This is a genomic window from Microbacterium sp. LWS13-1.2 (assembly GCF_040144835.1).
Taxonomy (GTDB): Bacteria; Actinomycetota; Actinomycetes; order Actinomycetales; family Microbacteriaceae; genus Microbacterium.
The window spans coordinates 3,979,053-3,997,191 of sequence record NZ_CP151632.1; the positions used below are offsets into that span (position 1 = coordinate 3,979,053).

Annotated in this window: 16 protein-coding genes; 10 read left to right on the forward strand and 6 right to left on the reverse strand. The window is 70.6% G+C overall.

The features are described 5' to 3' along the window. Window positions 1-36: 36 nt before the first annotated feature. Window positions 37-870: a purine-nucleoside phosphorylase gene (locus tag MRBLWS13_RS18345; RefSeq protein ID WP_308868280.1), complete on the reverse strand. Its 834-nt coding sequence runs from the start codon at window positions 868-870 to the stop codon at window positions 37-39. A gap of 106 nt (window positions 871-976) precedes the next feature. Here MRBLWS13_RS18345 and MRBLWS13_RS18350 point away from each other — a divergent pair, with 106 nt between their 5' ends. Continuing rightward, window positions 977-2,434 (forward strand): NAD(P)H-quinone dehydrogenase, encoded by a 1,458-nt coding sequence (locus MRBLWS13_RS18350; protein WP_349426753.1) that lies wholly within the window; start codon window positions 977-979, stop codon window positions 2,432-2,434. A 354-nt stretch (window positions 2,435-2,788) separates the two neighbouring features. Here the strand turns inward: MRBLWS13_RS18350 and MRBLWS13_RS18355 are convergent, their stop codons facing one another. From MRBLWS13_RS18355 to MRBLWS13_RS18365, 3 genes are all read right to left on the reverse strand, one after another. Next, a complete protein-coding gene (locus MRBLWS13_RS18355) occupies window positions 2,789-3,088 on the reverse strand; it encodes a hypothetical protein (RefSeq protein ID WP_349426754.1) in 300 nt (99 codons plus the stop codon). Between the two features lie 472 nt (window positions 3,089-3,560). Next, window positions 3,561-5,327: a biotin carboxylase N-terminal domain-containing protein gene (locus MRBLWS13_RS18360; RefSeq protein ID WP_349426756.1), complete on the reverse strand. Its 1,767-nt coding sequence runs from the start codon at window positions 5,325-5,327 to the stop codon at window positions 3,561-3,563. A gap of 110 nt (window positions 5,328-5,437) precedes the next feature. Continuing rightward, window positions 5,438-6,127, reverse strand: a complete 690-nt coding sequence (locus MRBLWS13_RS18365; protein WP_349429101.1) for a nucleoside triphosphate pyrophosphatase — start codon at window positions 6,125-6,127, stop codon at window positions 5,438-5,440. 138 nt (window positions 6,128-6,265) lie between these two features. On the opposite strand from MRBLWS13_RS18365, the gene MRBLWS13_RS18370 reads away from it, so the two are divergent. Genes MRBLWS13_RS18370 through MRBLWS13_RS18385 form a run of 4 tightly spaced genes read left to right on the forward strand, consistent with a single transcriptional unit; the run spans window position 6,266 to window position 10,664 of the window. Further along, the gene (locus tag MRBLWS13_RS18370; RefSeq protein WP_349426757.1) at window positions 6,266-7,630 is read left to right on the forward strand and encodes a TRAM domain-containing protein; all 1,365 of its coding nucleotides are present in this window, start codon (window positions 6,266-6,268) and stop codon (window positions 7,628-7,630) included. A 22-nt stretch (window positions 7,631-7,652) separates the two neighbouring features. Continuing rightward, window positions 7,653-8,330, forward strand: coding sequence for a response regulator transcription factor (locus MRBLWS13_RS18375; RefSeq protein WP_349426758.1), 678 nt, complete (start codon window positions 7,653-7,655; stop codon window positions 8,328-8,330). After that, window positions 8,320-9,570 carry an ATP-binding protein gene (locus MRBLWS13_RS18380; protein ID WP_349426759.1) on the forward strand — a complete coding sequence of 417 codons (1,251 nt, stop codon included), beginning with the start codon at window positions 8,320-8,322 and terminating at the stop codon, window positions 9,568-9,570. The genes MRBLWS13_RS18375 and MRBLWS13_RS18380 overlap by 11 nt, the downstream gene beginning before the upstream one ends. Next, the gene (locus MRBLWS13_RS18385; protein WP_349426760.1) at window positions 9,567-10,664 is read left to right on the forward strand and encodes a hypothetical protein; all 1,098 of its coding nucleotides are present in this window, start codon (window positions 9,567-9,569) and stop codon (window positions 10,662-10,664) included. Before MRBLWS13_RS18380 ends, MRBLWS13_RS18385 begins: the two co-directional genes overlap by 4 nt. Window positions 10,665-11,128: 464 nt before the next feature. Here MRBLWS13_RS18385 and MRBLWS13_RS18390 read toward each other — a convergent pair whose 3' ends face one another. Beyond that, on the reverse strand, window positions 11,129-11,392 hold the full coding sequence (locus MRBLWS13_RS18390; RefSeq protein WP_349426761.1) for an acyl-CoA carboxylase subunit epsilon: 264 nt from the start codon (window positions 11,390-11,392) through the stop codon (window positions 11,129-11,131). Further along, entirely contained in the window at window positions 11,389-12,987 is a 1,599-nt protein-coding gene (locus MRBLWS13_RS18395) for an acyl-CoA carboxylase subunit beta (RefSeq protein ID WP_308868292.1), read from the reverse strand. The genes MRBLWS13_RS18390 and MRBLWS13_RS18395 overlap by 4 nt, the downstream gene beginning before the upstream one ends. A gap of 129 nt (window positions 12,988-13,116) precedes the next feature. On the opposite strand from MRBLWS13_RS18395, the gene MRBLWS13_RS18400 reads away from it, so the two are divergent. The 5 genes from MRBLWS13_RS18400 to MRBLWS13_RS18420 all read left to right on the forward strand — a co-directional run bounded on the left by MRBLWS13_RS18400 (window position 13,117) and on the right by MRBLWS13_RS18420 (window position 18,136). Beyond that, window positions 13,117-13,929 (forward strand): biotin--[acetyl-CoA-carboxylase] ligase, encoded by an 813-nt coding sequence (locus tag MRBLWS13_RS18400; RefSeq protein WP_349429102.1) that lies wholly within the window; start codon window positions 13,117-13,119, stop codon window positions 13,927-13,929. Window positions 13,930-14,194: 265 nt separating this feature from the next. Continuing rightward, window positions 14,195-14,779 (forward strand): PH domain-containing protein, encoded by a 585-nt coding sequence (locus tag MRBLWS13_RS18405; RefSeq protein WP_349426762.1) that lies wholly within the window; start codon window positions 14,195-14,197, stop codon window positions 14,777-14,779. 64 nt (window positions 14,780-14,843) lie between these two features. After that, window positions 14,844-15,986: a 5-(carboxyamino)imidazole ribonucleotide synthase gene (locus tag MRBLWS13_RS18410; RefSeq protein ID WP_349426763.1), complete on the forward strand. Its 1,143-nt coding sequence runs from the start codon at window positions 14,844-14,846 to the stop codon at window positions 15,984-15,986. 216 nt (window positions 15,987-16,202) lie between these two features. Then, window positions 16,203-16,670: a 5-(carboxyamino)imidazole ribonucleotide mutase gene (gene purE / locus MRBLWS13_RS18415; protein ID WP_349429103.1), complete on the forward strand. Its 468-nt coding sequence runs from the start codon at window positions 16,203-16,205 to the stop codon at window positions 16,668-16,670. A 5-nt stretch (window positions 16,671-16,675) separates the two neighbouring features. Beyond that, window positions 16,676-18,136: an LCP family protein gene (locus MRBLWS13_RS18420; RefSeq protein ID WP_349429104.1), complete on the forward strand. Its 1,461-nt coding sequence runs from the start codon at window positions 16,676-16,678 to the stop codon at window positions 18,134-18,136. The last annotated feature ends 3 nt before the right edge of the window (window positions 18,137-18,139 follow it).

Here is an 18,139-nt window from a genome sequence, read left to right on the forward strand (position 1 = left end):
GCACGTCCGGGCTCGCGGCCGGAACCTCCGCGCCGCTCACAGCGCGCCGATCACACGGGCGAGGAGCGACGAGATGACGGGCTCGGCCTCGCGGCCGGCGTCGAGCACCTCCTGATGGCTGAGCGGCGTCTTCTGGATGCCGGCGGCCATGTTGGTGATCAGCGAGAAGCCGAGGATCTCCATGCCGGCCTGGCGTGCGGCGATGGCCTCGAGCGCCGTCGACATGCCGACGATGTGCCCGCCGATCGCCTTCGCCATCTGCACCTCGGCCGGAGTCTCGTACTGGGGTCCGCGGAACTGGCAGTACACGCCTTCGTCGAGGCTCGGATCGATCGATCGCGCCAGGTCGCGCAGGCGGAGCGAGTAGAGGTCGGTGAGGTCGATGAACGTGGCACCCTCGAGCGGCGAGTCGCCGGTGAGGTTGATGTGGTCGCTGATGAGCACCGGCCGACCCGGCGTCCAGGTGTGCTTGATGCCCCCGGCGCCGTTGGTGAGCACCATCGTGCGGGCTCCGGCCGCGGCGGCCGTGCGCACACTGTGCACCACCCGTCGCACGCCGTAGCCCTCGTAGTAGTGGGTGCGGGCGCCGATCACCAGCACCCGGCGGCCCTTCGGTGTGACGATGCTCCGCAGCGTCCCGACGTGACCGCTGAGCGCGGGAGCGCTGAAGCCGGTCACCTGTGTCGCTGGGAACGTCGCGGTCGTCTCGCCGAGGAGCTCCGCGGCCTTGCCCCAGCCGCTTCCGAGGGTCAACGCGATGTCGTGACGCTCGACGCGGGTGATGCGGGCGATGTCCTCCGCGGCGGCGGCGGCGACCTCGAAAGGGTCGGCCGTGGGGTCGTCGAGAGGATTGCCGGTGGTGTCTGACATGCCACCACTTTAGGAACCGGCGGGCACAAGGGCCAGCGAGTGCGCTGCGCCGGGTCTTCGGGAGTGTCGCCGTATGTGTCGTCGCCGCGGCATCCGGCAGGGGAGAATGGAATCCATGTCGATCAGCTTCGAGACCACCCAGAGCGTCGCCATCCTCGGCGGCGGACCCGGAGGCTACGACGCGGCGCTGGCCGCCGCCCAGCTCGGAGCCGAGGTGACGGTGGTCGAACGGGCCGGCATCGGCGGCTCGGCCGTCATCACGGACGTCGTCCCGTCCAAGTCGCTCATCGCTACCGCCGACGCGGCCGTCGCGATCGCCGGAGCCGGTGACCTCGGCGTGCAGCTGTTCGCGAAGGGCAAGGACGGCAAGCCCCTCAAGCCCGAGATCGCGATCAACCTGAGCGCCGTGAACAAGCGCCTGCTCACGCTCGCCCGGCAGCAGTCCGACGACATGCGCGCGTCGCTGGTCGAGGCGGGCGTCCGCATCATCTCCGGTCACGGGCGACTCGAGGGCGACCATGCCGTCGTGGTGTCGACCGGCCCCGGCGGCACCGACTTCGACCGGATCGAGGCGGACACGCTCGTCGTCTCGACAGGCTCGTCGCCGCGCGAGCTCGCCAGCGCCAAGCCGGACGGCGACCGCATCCTCACGTGGACGCAGCTGTACAACATGAGCGCGCTGCCCGAGCACCTCATCGTGGTCGGATCGGGCGTGACCGGCGCCGAGTTCGCCGGCGCGTACATGAACCTGGGCGCGAAGGTGACGCTGGTCTCCAGCCGTGACCAGGTGCTCCCGGGGGAGGACAAGGATGCCGCTGCCGTCCTCGAGCGCGTCTTCAAGCGCGGCGGCATGAAGCTGCTGTCGAAGTCGCGGGCCGAGAAGGTCGAGAACACCGGTGAGGGCGTCGTCGTGACGCTGTCGGACGGCCGCACCGTCGAGGGCAGCCACTGCCTGATGGCCGTCGGCTCGATCCCCAACACCACGGGCATCGGCCTCGAAGAGGCCGGCGTCCAGATGACCGAGTCCGGCAACATCCAGGTCAACCGCGTCGCGCGCACGTCGGTGCCGAACATCTACGCCGCCGGCGACTGCACCACCTTCGTGCCGCTTGCGTCCGTCGCCTCGATGCAGGGCCGCACCGCGATCTTCCACGCGCTCGGCGATGTCGTCATCCCGCTCGAGCGCCGCCGCATCACCTCCAACATCTTCACCGCCCCCGAGATCGCGACGATCGGTTGGCAGGAGAAGGACATCGAGGACGGCCACATCAACGGCGTCGTGCACAAGCTGCCGCTGGCCGCCAACCCGCGCGCGAAGATGATGGGCGTCAAGGACGGCTTCGTCAAGCTCATCGCCCGCGAGGGCAGCGGCACCGTCATCGGCGGCGTGATCGTCGCCCCCCGCGCCTCGGAGCTCATCTACCCGATCGCGATCGCGGTCGAGCGCCGTCTCACCGTCGACCAGGTCTCTCGCGTCTTCGCGGTCTACCCGTCGCTGTCGGGCAGTATCACCGACGCCGCCCGCGCGATGCACGTCGTCGACCACAACGTCTACGGCGGCTAACCCGGGCTGACGGATGCCGCGGGCGCGCGGCATCCGTCCCGCCGGCGGCACCCGTCATCGCCGCTTCGCCGGCGATGCTGCGCGCCGCGTCCGTGGCCGCCCGGCACAGCATCCGCCCGGCTCGCGGCGCGGTTGGCATCATCGGAAATGTCGCCTCGTCGCACCTTCCACAGGTCAACCGCGGCTCCACAGGACTTGTGCGAGCCGGGTCTCCTGTAGAGGCGCGGTTGACCTGTTGAAGGCGAGCGCATCAGCGCACTCATCCGCGGGTGAGGATCGGGGGGCGACGACCGGTGGATTGACGCGCGATGGACTGACGGATGCCGTGGGCAGCCTGCATCCGTCATCGCGCCGTCAGCCGAGTCCGCTGTTCGCGCGCCACAGTTCCGCGGCCCGGTTCGCGCCGGCGTCGACGACGGCGCGCAGCTCGGGATGGTCGGGCATCGCGAACGAGACGTATGCCCCGCGTCCGCCGGCGACCGGGCGGCCGTAGGCCTTCACCGCCAGGCTGCCGTCGGGCAACAGCCGCACGGTCAGGGTCTGCAGCTCGAACTCCTCGCCGCGGCGAGTGTCGTGCCAGCGCAGCTCGGGCGGGATCACGAGGTTGATGGCGAGGGCCGACACCTCCGGCGCTGCCGCTGTCGAGGCATCCATTCGGCCATCCTGCCACCGCCGCGCCCGCAGACACCCTCTGTGGGGTCGATGAGCTTCCGGCGCACACTTCCGGTGCGGTGTGTCTGCTTCGCTGAACTTCCTGCTCACACGGTGTGGGGTGTCGTGGCGATGAACTTCCGGCTCACACTGCCGTGCGGTGCGGTGCGGTGCGGTGCGGTGCGGTGCGGTGCGTGCGTGCGTGCGTGCGTGCGGGCCGGTGTGTGTGCTCCGATGAACTTCCTGCTCACACGGGTGTGGGGGTCGTGCCGATGAACTTCCGGCTCACACGGCGCGCGTGGGCGTGCCGCTGCTCACACGGCGTGGGTGACTGCTGTCGCTGAACATGCTGCTCACACTCCTGGCAGGTGGAGCGACGTGCCTCGCACGAGGTGTGTGAGCCGGAAGTTCATCGGCCGAAAAGGGATGGGTCACACCCTGGCAGCACGCGCAGGCGCCGAGCGAATCCGCCGGATCAGCTGATCGTCAGCAGCTGGTGACCGGCCGACACCGTGGTGCCGGGGTTCGCGTTGATCGCACCGATGACGCCGTCCTTGTGCGCCTGGATGGGCTGCTCCATCTTCATCGCCTCGAGCACAACGACCAGGTCGCCCTTGACGACCTGCTGGCCCTCCTCGACGGCGACCTTGACGATGGTCGCCTGCATGGGCGACTTCACCGCGTCGCCCGATGCGCCCGCCACCACGGTGGGGGCGTGGGAGCGCCGCGACGGCGGCACGGCGGCAGGGCGACCGGCGACACCGGGTGCGGTGACCACGCGGTCGGGCAAGCTTACCTCGAGGCGCTTGCCCGCGACCTCGACGACCACGGTGTGCCGTGCCTCGGCGGGCGCCGGCGCGTCGAGCTCGCCGTCCCACGGCGGGATGTCGTTCACGAACTCGGTCTCGATCCAGCGCGTGTAGACGCCGAACCGGCCGTCTGCCGCGACGAACGCGGGGTCGCGGACCACCGCCCGGTGGAACGGCAGAACGGTGGGAAGCCCGGACACCTCGAACTCGTCGAGGGCGCGACGCGAGCGCTCGAGCGCCTCGGCGCGGTCGCGGCCGGTGACGATGATCTTCGCGAGCAGCGAGTCGAAGGCTCCCGACACGCTGTCGCCGGCGGTGACGCCGGAGTCCAGACGGATGCCGGGGCCGCCGAAGGTCTTGAAGACGTGGATAGGCCCTGGCTGGGGGAGGAATCCGCGCCCCGGGTCTTCGCCGTTGATGCGGAACTCGATCGAGTGGCCGTCGGCGATCGGGTCGTCGTAGCCGAGCTCCTCGCCCTCGGCGAGGCGGAACTGCTCGCGCACGAGGTCGATGCCGGTGACCTCCTCCGACACGGGGTGCTCGACCTGAAGGCGCGTGTTGACCTCGAGGAAGGAGATCGTGCCGTCGGCGCCGATGAGGAACTCGCAGGTGCCCGCACCGACGTAGCCGACCTCCTTGAGGATGGCCTTCGACGCGTCGTAGAGGATGGCGTTCTGCTCGTCCGAGAGGAACGGCGCGGGCGCCTCCTCGACGAGCTTCTGGTGACGCCGCTGCAGCGAGCAGTCGCGCGTCGAGATCACGACGACATTGCCGGCGGCATCCGCGAGGCACTGCGTCTCGACGTGGCGCGGCTTGTCGAGGTACTTCTCGACGAAGCACTCGCCGCGACCGAACGCGGTGATCGCCTCGCGCGTGGCCGACTCGAACATCTCTGGCACTTCGTCGATCGTGCGGGCGACCTTGAGGCCTCGCCCGCCGCCGCCGTACGCCGCCTTGATGGCGATGGGCAGACCGACTTCTTCGGCGAAAGCGACGACCTCGTCGGCGCCTGCGACGGGGCCGGGGGTGCCCGGTGCGAGGGGAGCTCCGACCTTCTCGGCGACCGCGCGGGCGGTCACCTTGTCGCCGAGGGCCTCGATCGCCTCGGGTGACGGGCCGATCCACACCAGCCCGGCGCCGATCACGGCGCGGGCGAAGTCGGCGTTCTCAGCGAGGAATCCGTACCCGGGGTGCACGGCGTCAGCGCCGGAGCGGCGGGCGACCGACAGGATCTTGTCGATCGACAGGTACGTCTCGGCGCTGGTCGAGCCTTCGAGCGCGTATGCCTCGTCGGCGAGGCGGGCGTGCATGGCGTCGCGGTCCTGGTCGGCATAGACGGCGACAGACGCCTTGCCCGCATCGCGGGCGGCGCGGATGACGCGAACGGCGATCTCGCCGCGGTTGGCAATGAGAACCTTGGCGATCTGGGGCATGGATGCCAGCCTACCGACGGCACCACCGGGGCTTTTGACCGGTTCATACAAGAACCGACGAGAAACGTGGGATTCCTACTACAACGCCGGTCGCCCGTCGGAGGTGCCTCCTACAGCGTGACCGGATCGGTCTCGGACCGACCGAGCGACGGATCGGACGTGTGCCACAACGCGGTCCACTCCACGCCCACCTCCCGGACGAGCCGGCGCAGCGTCGATACCGACATGCCGACGACGGTCGAGGGGTCGCCCTCGACGCGTTCGATGAAGGCCCCGCCGAGGCTGTCGACGGTGAACGCACCGGCCACGTGCAGCGGCTCGCCGCTCGCGACGTACGCGTCGATCTCGGCATCCGTCACGTCGTCCACGAAGGAGACGGATGCCGCTGCCGTCGCATGCACCTCGCGCGGCGCCTCGCCCGGCTCGATGCGAACGACGGCGTGCCCCGAGTGCAGCACGCCGCTGCGCCCGCGCATCGCCCGCCAGCGGGCCGCGGCGCTCTCGGGCGTGTACGGCTTGCCGAGCACCTCGCCGTCGAGCTCGAACATCGAGTCGCCGCCGATGACGATGCCGTCGAATCCCGGGATGTCGTCGCGCAGCCTCGCGGCCACGTCGGCCGCCTTGCGCCGAGCGAGTAAGAGCACGTGCTCGTCGGGAGCCAGCGCGCGCTGCTCGGCCGCCTCGACCGCGGCGATCAAAGCCTCCTCGTCGACGTCGGGGGCGATCGTGAGCGGACGGATGCCGAACTGTCCCAGCAGCATGAGCCGGGCGGGCGAGGTCGAGGCGAGGCAGACGCGCATGCTCCCACGGTACGCGGCGGGAGCGAACGTCGATCGCTCGATGAGCATCACTGCACGGTCGTTGAGCGAGCTTGCGAGTCGAAACGCACGAGCCCCACGAGCGACGTCGGACGAACGGGCGCGGCGTAGGCTCGACGGATGAGCGGAACCGGCGACCTCCTCGACCTCGACATCACGGGCGTCGCCCACGGCGGCGTCTTCGTCGCCCGGCACGAGGGACGCGTCGTGTTCGTGCCCGACACGATTCCGGGGGAGCGTGTCCGCGTGCGCCTCACCGACACGGCCAAGTCGTCGTTCTGGCGTGCCGAGACGCTCGAGGTTCTCGAGGCGTCGCCGCATCGCCAGCTCCACGTCTGGCGGCAGGCCGACGTCGACGTGCCGCCCGAGCAGCGTCCCGGCGGCGCCGACTTCGGCCATATCGAGCTCGCGCATCAGCGCAGCCTCAAGCTCGAGGTCCTGCTCGACGCCCTTCAGCGCTTCGGCCGCATCGACGCGCCCACGGCGACGATGAGCGCCGTCTCTGCTCCGCCGACGCCGGACGGCGCCGAGGGCGGCGCCCAGGACGCCGACGGCGAGACCGTCGACGGCACCGGGTGGCGCACGCGGGTGAGCCTGCATGTCGACGACGACGGCAACGTCGGGCAGTACGCGGCGCGCAGCCATCGCGTGGTGCCGCTCGAGGACCTGCCGCTCGCGACCGCGGAAGTCGAGCGCACCGCGCTCGAGCTGCGCGGCGGCGAGCCCGGCCGCATCGATCTCGTACAGCCCGCGGACGGTCGCGTGCGGGTGCTGCCCCGGCCACAGACGCATCGGGATGCCGCCACCCGGCGTGGGCGCGGTAGCCGCCCCGCACCCGGGCGGCGTTCCGGCAAGACGCCCGCGCCCGAGGTCGTGGTCGAACGCGTCGGCGGCCGGGAGTTCCGCGTCGACGCCGGCGGCTTCTGGCAGGTCCACAGGCTTGCGGCGCACACGCTCACCACGGCCGTGTCGGCCGCGGTGAGCATCCTCCCCGGAGATGCTCCTGCCGTCGACCCCGAGGCGTGGCATCTGGACCTCTACGGCGGCGTGGGATTGTTCGCGGCGACCCTGGGTGCGCTCGGCGGGCCGTCGACGCGCGTGACAAGCGTCGAATCCGACGCGCGCGCCACCGAGCACGCGGGCGAGAATCTCGTCGACTGGGTCGGCGCCCGGGCCGAGACTGCCCGGGTCGACCGCTGGCTGGCGCGGCTCGCCGCCGAGGCATCCGTCTCCGAACGAGAGCGCCTGTCCCGGGGAGTCGTCCTCCTCGACCCGCCGCGCTCGGGAGCAGGACGCGATGTCGTCGAGCACATCACGGCGCTCTCGCCGAAGACGGTCGTCTACGTCGCCTGCGATCCCGTGGCGCTCTCCCGCGACATCGCCACCTTCCGCGCCGGCGGCTACGACCTGGCGAGCGTGGACGCCCTGGATCTTTTCCCGAACTCGCATCACGTCGAAGCCGTGGCGGTTCTCACCCGCGGGTGACGCACGTGGCTAGGCTGGCGGAATGACGCGCGTGGCCTTCATCGACGACCACGAATCGGTACGGCTCGGGCTGGAGGCGGCCTGCGTCCGTGCGGAGGCGATGAACGTCGCCTTCTCGGGCAGCACCGTGACCGAATATGTGGAGTGGCGGGCACGATCGCGCCAGCCGCCGGCTGACGTCGTGGTGCTCGATCTGACGCTCGGCGATGGCACAACGGTCACCGAGAACGTGCGGCGCCTGGTGCTCGACGGGTCGAGTGTCATCATCCATAGTGTCGCCGACCGCCCGGCAGCGGTGCGCGAAGCCCTGGCCGCCGGCGCTGCCGGTGTCGTCAGCAAGTCCTCGCCCATCGGCGACGTGATCGCAGCGGTGCGCACGGTGGCGCGCGGCGAGCCGCTCAACAACGTCGAGTGGGCCAGCGCCGTCGAGGGCGACCGCGCATTCGCCGACGCGCAGCTGTCGGCCCGGGAACGCGACGTGCTGCGACTCTACGCCGCCGGCCTTCCGCTGAAGGTCGTCGCCGACCGCCTCGGGGTCGCGTACTCGACGGCGAAGGAGAACATCACGCGCATCCGCGTCAAGTACGTCGAGGTCGGGCGCCCCGCTCCCACCAAGATCGACCTGCTGCACCGCGCCGTCGAAGACGGCATCCTCGTCGAGCCATCAGCCGACCCAGGAGACAGTGCGCGTGGCCGTTGACGCGCAGACCGGCGTGCTCGACACGGCGTGGGGTCAGATTCCCCACTCGCCGCAGGCGACTGCGGGCGTCGGGTCGTTCACGCGTTCACGCGTGGAGCGGATCATCTCGCTCGTCGGCGGCGCCTTCGGATCGCTGATCCTCGGCGTCCAGGCGTTCCTTGCGGCGCTGGGCTCGACCGACGAGCGGCCCGGGTGGCACGAAGCCCTGATGATCTCGGTGTTCGGCACTCTCGCGGTGATGATCCTCGCGTGCGTCATCGGGCGCGGCGTCCGGGTGGCTGCGGGTGTCTTCGCTCTCGTCTACGTGCTCGCGCTGGTCGCCTGGCCGATCGCCACTGCGGGAGTGACGCCTGCGGGCATCGAAGAGCCGTGGATCTGGTACTTGGTCAACCTCGCGACCCTCGCCGCGGTGCTGGCCTTCCCCTTCCCGCTGCAGATCGGCTGGACGATCCTCGCCCCGGTCCTCTTCGGGCTGGTGCGGATGATGCAGGTCGACTTCGACAGCGACTACTGGATGACCGTCGGACTGGACGTGTCGTTCGCCCTCATCCTCGGCGGCGTGATCCTCACACTGGGCTGGCTGTTCCGCTCGATCGCCGTCAACGTCGACGAGACGCGTGCCCGGGCGGTCGCCTCCTACGCGCAGGCTGCGGCGGCGGATGCCGCGGAGCAGGAGCGCGTGGCCGTCGCAGCCCTCATGCACGACAGCGTTCTGGCAGCGCTCATCGCCGCGGAGCGGGCGAGCACGCCGCGCGAGCGCACGCTCGCGGCGTCGATGGCGCGCGAGGCGCTCACGCGGCTCGCCAACACCGAGCAGGATGCGCACGAGGGCACCGACGAGCCGTGGGATGTCGCGGCCCTCGCCGCCGAGATCGATGCGGCCGCCGCCGAGCTGGGCGTCGACGTCGACGTGCAGTGCGAGTTCGACGACGCCGGGTCGCTCATTCCGGGGCGCGTGGCGCGGGCGCTCGCGCTCGCCGCGACGCAGGCGGTCGCGAACGCCCTCCAGCACGCCGGTGGCGCCGGCCTCGGCGTCGCGGTGATGGAGACCCACGGGCGCGTGCGTGTCGAGGTGCACGACGCCGGCGAGGGCTTCGACCTGGATGCCGTCCCGGACGACCGGCTGGGCATCCGCGCGTCGATCATGGCCCGTGTCGCCGCCGTGGGCGGGCATGCGGATCTCGAGACCGGTCCGCACGGCACCGTCGTGCGGCTCACCTGGCAGGAGTCCGCCGCATGATCAGCGTCAAGAACGTCCTGGTCGTGCTCGCCGTCGCCTTCACGGCGTACCTTGCCGCGCGAGGCCTCTCGTGGACCGGACCCATCACGCAGCCCCTCGTCGTCGTGGTCACTCTCGCGTTCTATCTCGCGACCACCTGGCTCTGCATCTTCTGGGAACCCGCATCGACGCGATCCACGCCGCCTCCTGCCCCGTCGCCCGCGACGGGCTCACGCGCCGAGGACGACGCGAAGACGGCGGTGGACGGCATCCGCGGTCCTGTCCGGCTCCCGCCGATCGCGCAGGTCCTGGCGCTCGCGTGTGCGGTCATCGTGCCGAGCGCGATCTCGGTCTCGGTGGGGGCCGACGCGCGCACGGCACCGTTCGCGACCTGGTACCTGGGCGGGATCGGCGCGCTCATGACCATCGTCATGGTGCGCCGTCGCCCATGGACGGCATGGACGGGCATCGTCGCGCTCACCGTCGCGTCGATGCTCTGGATGGGACCGGTGAATGCGCTCGCGCTCGGGCTCGTCGGCTCCATCGTCTGGGTGACGTGCGCGCAGCTGCTGGTGTTCTCGATGGACCGGGCCGCCCGCGACACGTCCCGCCTCACGCGGCTGCAGCGCGCGGCGACGGGATGGCAGACCTCGCAGATCGTGCGCCAGCGGGAACGCCGGGTGCAGGTGCAGAAGGCGCTCGCAGTGGCGGGGCCCGTGCTCACGCGCACCGTCGCTCACGCCGGGGTGCTCAGCGATCCCGACCGTCTGGAGGCGCGGATCGCTGAGGGCAAGTTGCGCGATGAGATGCGCGGACCCCGCCTGCTCGATGACGAGGTGCGCGCCGAGCTCGAACGTGCGCGGCGTCGTGGCGCGAACGTCACGGTCCTCGACGAGGGCGGGCTCGACGACGTCGACGACGAGCAGCTGGGCGTCATCCGCGCGCAGCTGGCCGACGCGCTGCGGTCTGCCACATCCGACCGGCTCTACATCCGCACCTCGCCTGACGAGCGGGTGGCGGTCACGGTCGTGGGACGCTCGCCGTCCGTCGCCGGGCCCAGCGACGAGGACTCCGTCGACCTCTGGCTCGAGATCCCGCACCCCGGCCGGGCCTGACCGCTCTGGCGGGCGCTTCCGATGGTGCTCGCGGCTCGGGGCTCGCATGGCGCTGATCGGTGACCGCTGAGCCAGTCGGGATGCCGTCGCATCATGCGAACGAGTCGGATGCGTTCGGTCAGCGCAGCGCAGCGCAGCGCAGTAGCCGCCGCGCGGGGACACGAGCACGGATGGCGTACTCGCTCCCCGCCAGGAGGGGGAGGAACCAGGCGGGGAACGGAGAGGAAGGAGGCGAGGGGCGGCGAAGCCGCCCGCCCCTCGCCTGCGCGGACGGTTACCCGAAAACCGTCCGCATGGCCAGATCCGGGGATACCGCAGTGCGGGGTCGGACCGACCGAACGCAGAAGCGTTCCAGCGGATCAAGTATCTCCAGGTATCAAGGGCTGTGTCTGTAGGTATTTCGGGGGACAAGACCCACGAGCCCGGCGCAAGCGCTTTGGAGGCCTCTGACGAGGGCCGCGTGATCAGCCGAAGCGACCCCAGCCCAGGTCGCGGTCGAGCGGCTGCCGCAGGGCGCGCTGCGAGAGCTCCCAGCCCGTGCGGCGCACGCGGTCCTCGGCGACGGCCTCTGCCGCCTCGCCGGTGTAGGCCTCGCTCACGACGGCGATGAGCGCTGCGAGCTCCTCCTCCGTGGGCGTGCCGCGACGCATGTCGATCGTGACGCTGTCGGGCGCGGCGGAATCCCCGCCGGCCTCGGCAGGGACCGCCTGGTCGTCCGCGAGGCTCACAGCGGGATGTTCCCGTGCTTCTTGGGGGGCAGGCTGGCGCGCTTGCCGCGGAGCGCCCGTAGGGCCTTCGCGATGGAGACCCGCGTCTGCGCCGGCTCGATGATGCCGTCGAGCTCGCCGCGCTCGGCGGCGAGGAAGGGTGAGGCGACGTTGTACGTGTACTCGTTGGCGAGGCGTGTCCGCACGGCGGCGACGTCCTCGCCCGCCTCTTCTGCACGCTTGATCTCGCCGCGGTAGAGGATGTTCACGGCGCCCTGGCCGCCCATGACGGCGATCTCGGCCGTCGGCCACGCCAGGTTCACATCGGCGCCCAGCTGCTTGGAGCCCATGACGATGTAGGCGCCGCCGTAGGCCTTGCGAAGGATCACGGTCACCAGCGGGACGGTCGCCTCGGCGTACGCGTAGAGCAGCTTCGCGCCGCGGCGGATGACGCCGGTCCACTCCTGGTCGGTGCCCGGCAGGTAGCCGGGAACGTCCACGAGGGTGACGATCGGAATCGAGAAGGCGTCGCAGAAGCGCACGAAGCGGCTCGCCTTCTCGCCGGCCTCGATGTTCAGCGTGCCCGCCATCTGCGAGGGCTGGTTGGCGATGATGCCGACAGAGCGGCCCTCGATGCGGCCGAAGCCGATGACGATGTTCGGTGCGAACAGCGGCTGCACCTCGAGGAAGTCCTCGGCGTCGACGATCCCGCGGATCACCTGGTGGATGTCGTACGGCTGGTTCGGCGAGTCGGGGATGATCGCGTTCAGCGCGCGGTCGGCATCCGTCGTCTCGAATTCGAAACCGCTCTCGTAGACGGGCAGCTCCGCCATGTTGTTGTCAGGGAGGAAGCCGAGCATCGAGCGGACGTAGTCGATCGCGTCGTCCTCGTCCTCGGCGAGGTAGTGGGCGACGCCCGAGCGGGTGTTGTGCGTGTACGCGCCGCCGAGCTCCTCCATGCCGACGTCCTCGCCGGTCACGGTCTTGATCACGTCGGGACCGGTGACGAACATCTGGCTGGTCTTGTCGACCATGACGACGAAGTCGGTGAGGGCGGGGGAGTACACGGCACCACCGGCAGCCGGGCCCATGATGATCGAGATCTGCGGGATGACGCCTGATGCTCGGGTGTTGAGGCGGAAGATCTCGCCGTACTTGCCGAGGGCGACGACGCCTTCCTGGATGCGGGCGCCGCCGGAGTCCAGGATTCCCACGATCGGGATGCCGGAGCGGAGGGCGAACTCCATGACCTTGATGATCTTCTCGCCGGCGACCTCGCCGAGCGATCCGCCGAAGGTCGAGAAGTCCTGCGAGTAGACCGCCACCGTGCGGCCGTGGATCGTGCCGACGCCGCTGACGACGGAGTCGCCGTAGGGGCGGGAGCGGTCCATGCCGAACGCCGTGGTGCGGTGGCGCACGTACTCGTCGAGCTCGACGAAGCTGCCGGTGTCGAGGAGCATGTCGATGCGCTCGCGGGCGGTGCCCTTGCCCTTCGCGTGCTGCTTCTCCTTCGCGACCTCCTCGGGATCGAGGACGGCCTCCTGGAAGCGTGCGCGGAGGTCGGCGATCTTGCCGGCGGTCGTCGAGAGGTCGGGCTGATCGGTCACGGATTCCACCCTATCGGCGGGCTCGAGGGATCTGTTGGAGGGTTCACACAAGGGGTCGCGGCATCCGCTGTGGGACCCCGGCGGGACGGGTGGCCGCTCGAGCGGCGCCGACGGGGCGAGGCGCGTACGGTGAGCATCATGTCGTACTCGTCCGAGGGGTTCCCGCTTGCGGCCGCCGTGAGCCCGCGCGTCCAGGTCGTGGAGACCACTGACTCGACCAACGCCGACGTCGTGCGTCACGTCGTCGACGCCCCGCACGAATGGCCCCATCTGTCGCTGCTGCTGACAAGAGACCAGCGCGCGGGTCGCGGCCGCCTGGACCGCACGTGGGTCACGCCGCCCGGATCCGCCCTCGCCGTTTCGGTCGTCATCGATGCCGCGGCGATCCCCGCAGCGGCCAGGGGCTGGATCCCGCTGATGGCAGGCGCCGCGATGACGCGTGCGATCGGTGCGCAGCTCGCAGGCTCTGCGCATACCGCGACGCTCAAGTGGCCGAACGACGTGCTGATCGACGGCGGGAAGGTCTGCGGCATCCTCGCCGAGGTCGTGCCCGGCCACCCCGATGTCGTCGTCGTCGGATCGGGCGTGAACACACGGATGCCGCGCGCCGACCTCCCCGTCGACACCGCGACCTCGTTCGCGGTCGTGGGTCTGACGTGCGACGAGGATCGCCTGCTGGTGGACTACGTCGCCGCCCTCGACGAACAGCTCACCGCGCTGGCCGCCGCCGGCGGGGATGCCGCCGCCTCGGGCGTGCTCGCAGAGGTCGAGGCGCTCTGCAGCACTCTGGGAAGCGACGTCGCGGTGTCGCTGCCCGACGGCCAGACGCTGTGGGGCCGGGCCCAGCGCGTCGACCCCGACGGGCGCCTCGTCGTCGTGCAGGACGGCGAGTACGAGAGCGTCGTGTCGGCCGGCGACGTCGTGCACGTGCGAGCCCGTCGCCGCTCCTGAGTCCCGGTCGTTGAGCGAGCGAGGTACGAGCGAGACGAAACGCTGCACCCGGCGCACACGCCGGCCCCGAGGCGTCCGAGCTCCGGTCGTTGAGCGAGCGAGGTACGAGCGAGACGAAACGCTGCACCCGGCGCACACGCCGGCCCCGAGGCGTCCGAGCTCCGGTCGTTGAGCGAGCGAGGAACGAGCGAGACGAAACGCGCGCGGATGACGTAAAACGGCGGGTTCACCCCGGACTGTCGGCGGCTCGCCGCACAATGGGGACATGACGCAGCCGACGAGCTACGGTGGCAGGCCGCTGACGCCGGCCCCCGGCGCGCCCACCCCGGAGCTGCTCGTCGCGCGCTTCCGCCCCCATGCGCGCCGGCTTACGTGGTCGGCCCTCGTGCTCATCGCCGTCGCCGGTGCCTGCGGGTACTTCTACGGCAACCTGCCGGCGCCGTTCGAGAACTGGATGCTGCTCGCCGCGGCCGCCGCCGTGGTGCTCCTGATCGTGGTCCTGCCCTACCTCGCGTGGCTGGGGCACGTGTACACGATCACGACGCGGCGGGTGATGGAGCGTCGCGGAGTGTTCTCGGCGAAGCGCAGGGAGCTGGCACATGTCCGTGGCTACACGCTGAAGGTCCATCGCGGCCTGCTGCAGCGCATGTGGGGTGCGGGCACGATCACCCTCGCCAATGGGGTCGACGAACCGCTGCGGCTCGTCAACATCCCCAGCGCTGAGCTGGTGCACGAGGCGCTGGTCGATCAGGTCGAGGTGAATCAGATCCTCGCGCACCGCGACGCCCAGCCGCTGCCGCCCGGCCCGCCGCCTGCTGTTCCGCCTCGGCCGCCCCTGCCGCCGTCCTGACCGGCTCGTCCGCCATTCCGGTGTGCGGGATGATGGAAGGAGTCTTGAGTCGAGAGGGAGTGGCATGGCGCTGCGAGTCGGAGTCGTCGGAGGTGGCCAGCTGGCCCGCATGATGATCGCACCGGCGGTCGAACTCGGAGTCGAGCTGCGCGTGCTCGCCGAAGACGAGGGGATGTCGGCATCCCTCGCCGCCACGGCCGTCGGCGACTACCGCGACGCCGCCACCGTGCTCGCGTTCGCGCGCGATGTCGATGTCGTGACTTTCGACCACGAGCATGTGCCGCAGGACGTCCTGGCCGCGCTCGTCGGCGAAGGCATCGCCGTTCATCCCGGCCCCGATGCGCTCAAGGTCGCGCAGGACAAGCTCGTCATGCGGGCGCGCCTTCAGGAGCTCGGGATGCCGCAGCCGGACTGGGCGGCGGTCACCGACACCGAGGAGCTGCAGGCCTTCATCGACGACCACGGCGGGCGCGCGGTCGTGAAGACTCCCCGCGGGGGATACGACGGCAAGGGCGTCCGCGTGGTCTCGGCGGGCACCGAGGCCGAGGACTGGTTCGCGACGCTCGCCGAGGACGCCCGTGGCGGCGCACTCCTTGTCGAGGAGCTCGTCGACTTCACGCGAGAGCTCGCCCAGCAGGTCGCCCGTCGTCCGTCGGGCGCAATGAAGGCGTACCCGGTCGTCGAGACGGTCCAGCGCGACGGTGTATGCGCCGAGGTGATCGCACCGGCCCCGCACTCGAACGAGCGACTGCAGCGGGTGGCGACCGACATCGGCGTCGCCATCGCCGAAGGACTGGGCGTGACCGGGATGCTGGCGGTCGAGCTGTTCGAGACCACCGACGAGCGGCTGCTCGTGAACGAGCTGGCCATGCGCCCGCACAACAGCGGTCACTGGAGCCAGGACGGTGCGGTGACCAGCCAGTTCGAACAGCACCTGCGCGCCGTGCTCGACCTTCCGCTCGGCGACACCGATCCGGTCGCGGGGTGGGCCGTGATGGTCAACATCCTCGGCGGGCCGGCGGACGACCCGCTGGACGCGCGCTTCGCGGCCGCCATGGACGAGCACCCGCAGGCGAAGGTCCACACCTACGGCAAGGCACCGCGTCCGGGGCGCAAGGTCGGGCACGTCAACGTCGTCGGCGACGACCTCGACGACGTGGCCTACCGGGCGCGAGCCGCGGCATCCTTCTTCCTCGACGCTCGTTGAGTGAGCGAGGAACGCGGTCGTGAGCGAGCTTGCGAGTCGAAACGCAGACGAAACGCGCTGAGCCGACGTGGTCCGTGGCGCGGGCACACTCGTCCCGTTCCTCGCGCAACGACCGGACCTGCCGCGCCGTTGCGGGGATCTTCCAGCCTTCGCCCCTAGCCTTGACGAGTGACTGCGCCCCTTCATTCCTCCGAGGCGCCGCTCGTCGGCGTCGTCATGGGCTCCGACTCCGACTGGCGGGTCATGAGCGACGCCTCGCAGGCGCTCACGGACTTCGGCATCCCGCACGAGGTCGAGGTCGTCTCGGCGCACCGCACGGTCGACAAGCTCATCCGCTACGGGCGTGAGGCTCGCGCACGCGGCCTCCGGGTCATCATCGCCGGCGCCGGCGGAGCCGCGCACCTTCCTGGCATGCTCGCCTCGGTCACCGCGCTCCCGGTCATCGGCGTGCCGGTGCAGCTCGCGACGCTCGACGGCATGGACTCGCTGCTGAGCATCGTGCAGATGCCCGCCGGCATCCCCGTCGCGACCGTCTCGATCAACGGCGCGAAGAACGCGGGACTCCTCGCAGCCCGGATCCTCGGTGCCTCGGACGATGCCGTCGCGGACCGCGTCGAGGCTTACGCCCGCGATCTCGAAGCGCAGGTCGAGCAGAAGAACCGGCGGCTCAAGGAGTCGCTGTGAGCGTGATGAGCCCACCGAGCGCCAAGGTACGTCCGGTCCGACCGGGCGTGGTCGAAGAGCGCCCGATGCGCCACCCGGATGCCTCGTCCCGCGCCGTCATGACGCGCCGCGGTTGGTGGCTGGTCGGGCTGAACTTCCTCATTCCAGGGTCCGCGCAGGTCCTCGCGGGCAACCGGAGGCTCGGTCGATTCGGAATCGGCGCGACGCTCGTGATGTGGGTGCTCCTCGTGATCGCGCTGCTGTTCGCGCTGCTCGCCCCCACTGCGGGACTCAGCATCGTGACGAGTGCGTGGCTGCCCGACTGGCTCGGGCTGCTTCGTCCGCTGCCGCTGCTCATCGCGCAGGGGTTGCTGATCGGCTACGCCGTGCTGTGGATCGTGCTGACCGTCGACACGCTGCGGCTCGTGCGCCTGGTCAAGACCGGGCGCGGCGCGCGCTTCGCGATCGCCGTCGTGGCCGTCGGACTCATGGTCGTCGCCAGCGGCACCGCCGCCTATGCATCGACCGCCGTCGGCGCCGCGCGCAGCACCATCAGCACGATCTTCGGCGCGAGCGGCCCGACCGTCCCGCCGTCGGACGGCTACTACAACATCCTGCTGCTGGGCGCCGACAGCGGCGAGGGCCGCGACTCGATGAGGTTCGACAGCATCTCGGTCGTGTCGGTCAACGCCGACACCGGTGCGACCACGATCACCGGCATCCCGCGCGACATGCCCCACTTCCCGTTCGCGGAGGGTCCCATGCAGGACACCTACCCGAACGGGCACGAGGGTCACGCCGACCCGACCTGCGGGTGGGGGAGCGGCATCAACCAGCTGCGCACCGAGGTCGAGGTCTGCCAGGACGGCACAACGCTCTACCCGGATGCCGAGGCGAACGGCTCCGAGCCGGGCATCGAGGCGACGAAGGACGCGGCCGAGGGGATCCTCGGCATCGAGATCCCGTACTACGTCTTCGTCGACATGCACGGGTTCGCCTCTCTCGTCGATGCGCTCGGCGGGGTCGACATCACGGTCACCGAGCGCCTTCCGAAGGGCGGCGGGCCGTCGTATCCGGGTGAGCCCGCTGAGGACTGGGCCATCGGCTGGATCGAGCCCGGTGCGCAGCACATGGACGGCGACACCGCGCAGTGGTATGCCCGCTCGCGGTACACGACCGATGACTTCTCGCGCATGAAGCGTCAGCGTGAGCTGCAGGCGGCGATCCTCGCGCAGTTCACACCGCAGGTCGTCCTGACGCGCTTCCAGGAGGTCGCCACCGCGGGCTCGGACCTCATTCAGACGGATCTGCCGCAGTCGCTCATCCCGACGCTCGTCGACCTCGCGCTGAAGGCCAAGGAGCAGCCGGTGCAGACGATCGAGCTCACCCCCGCCGAGGGGATCGACGAGTTCAACCCGGACTACGCCTATATCGCCGACCTCGTGCAGACGACGCTCCACCCGCCGACCCCGACGCCCGAGGGCTGAGCC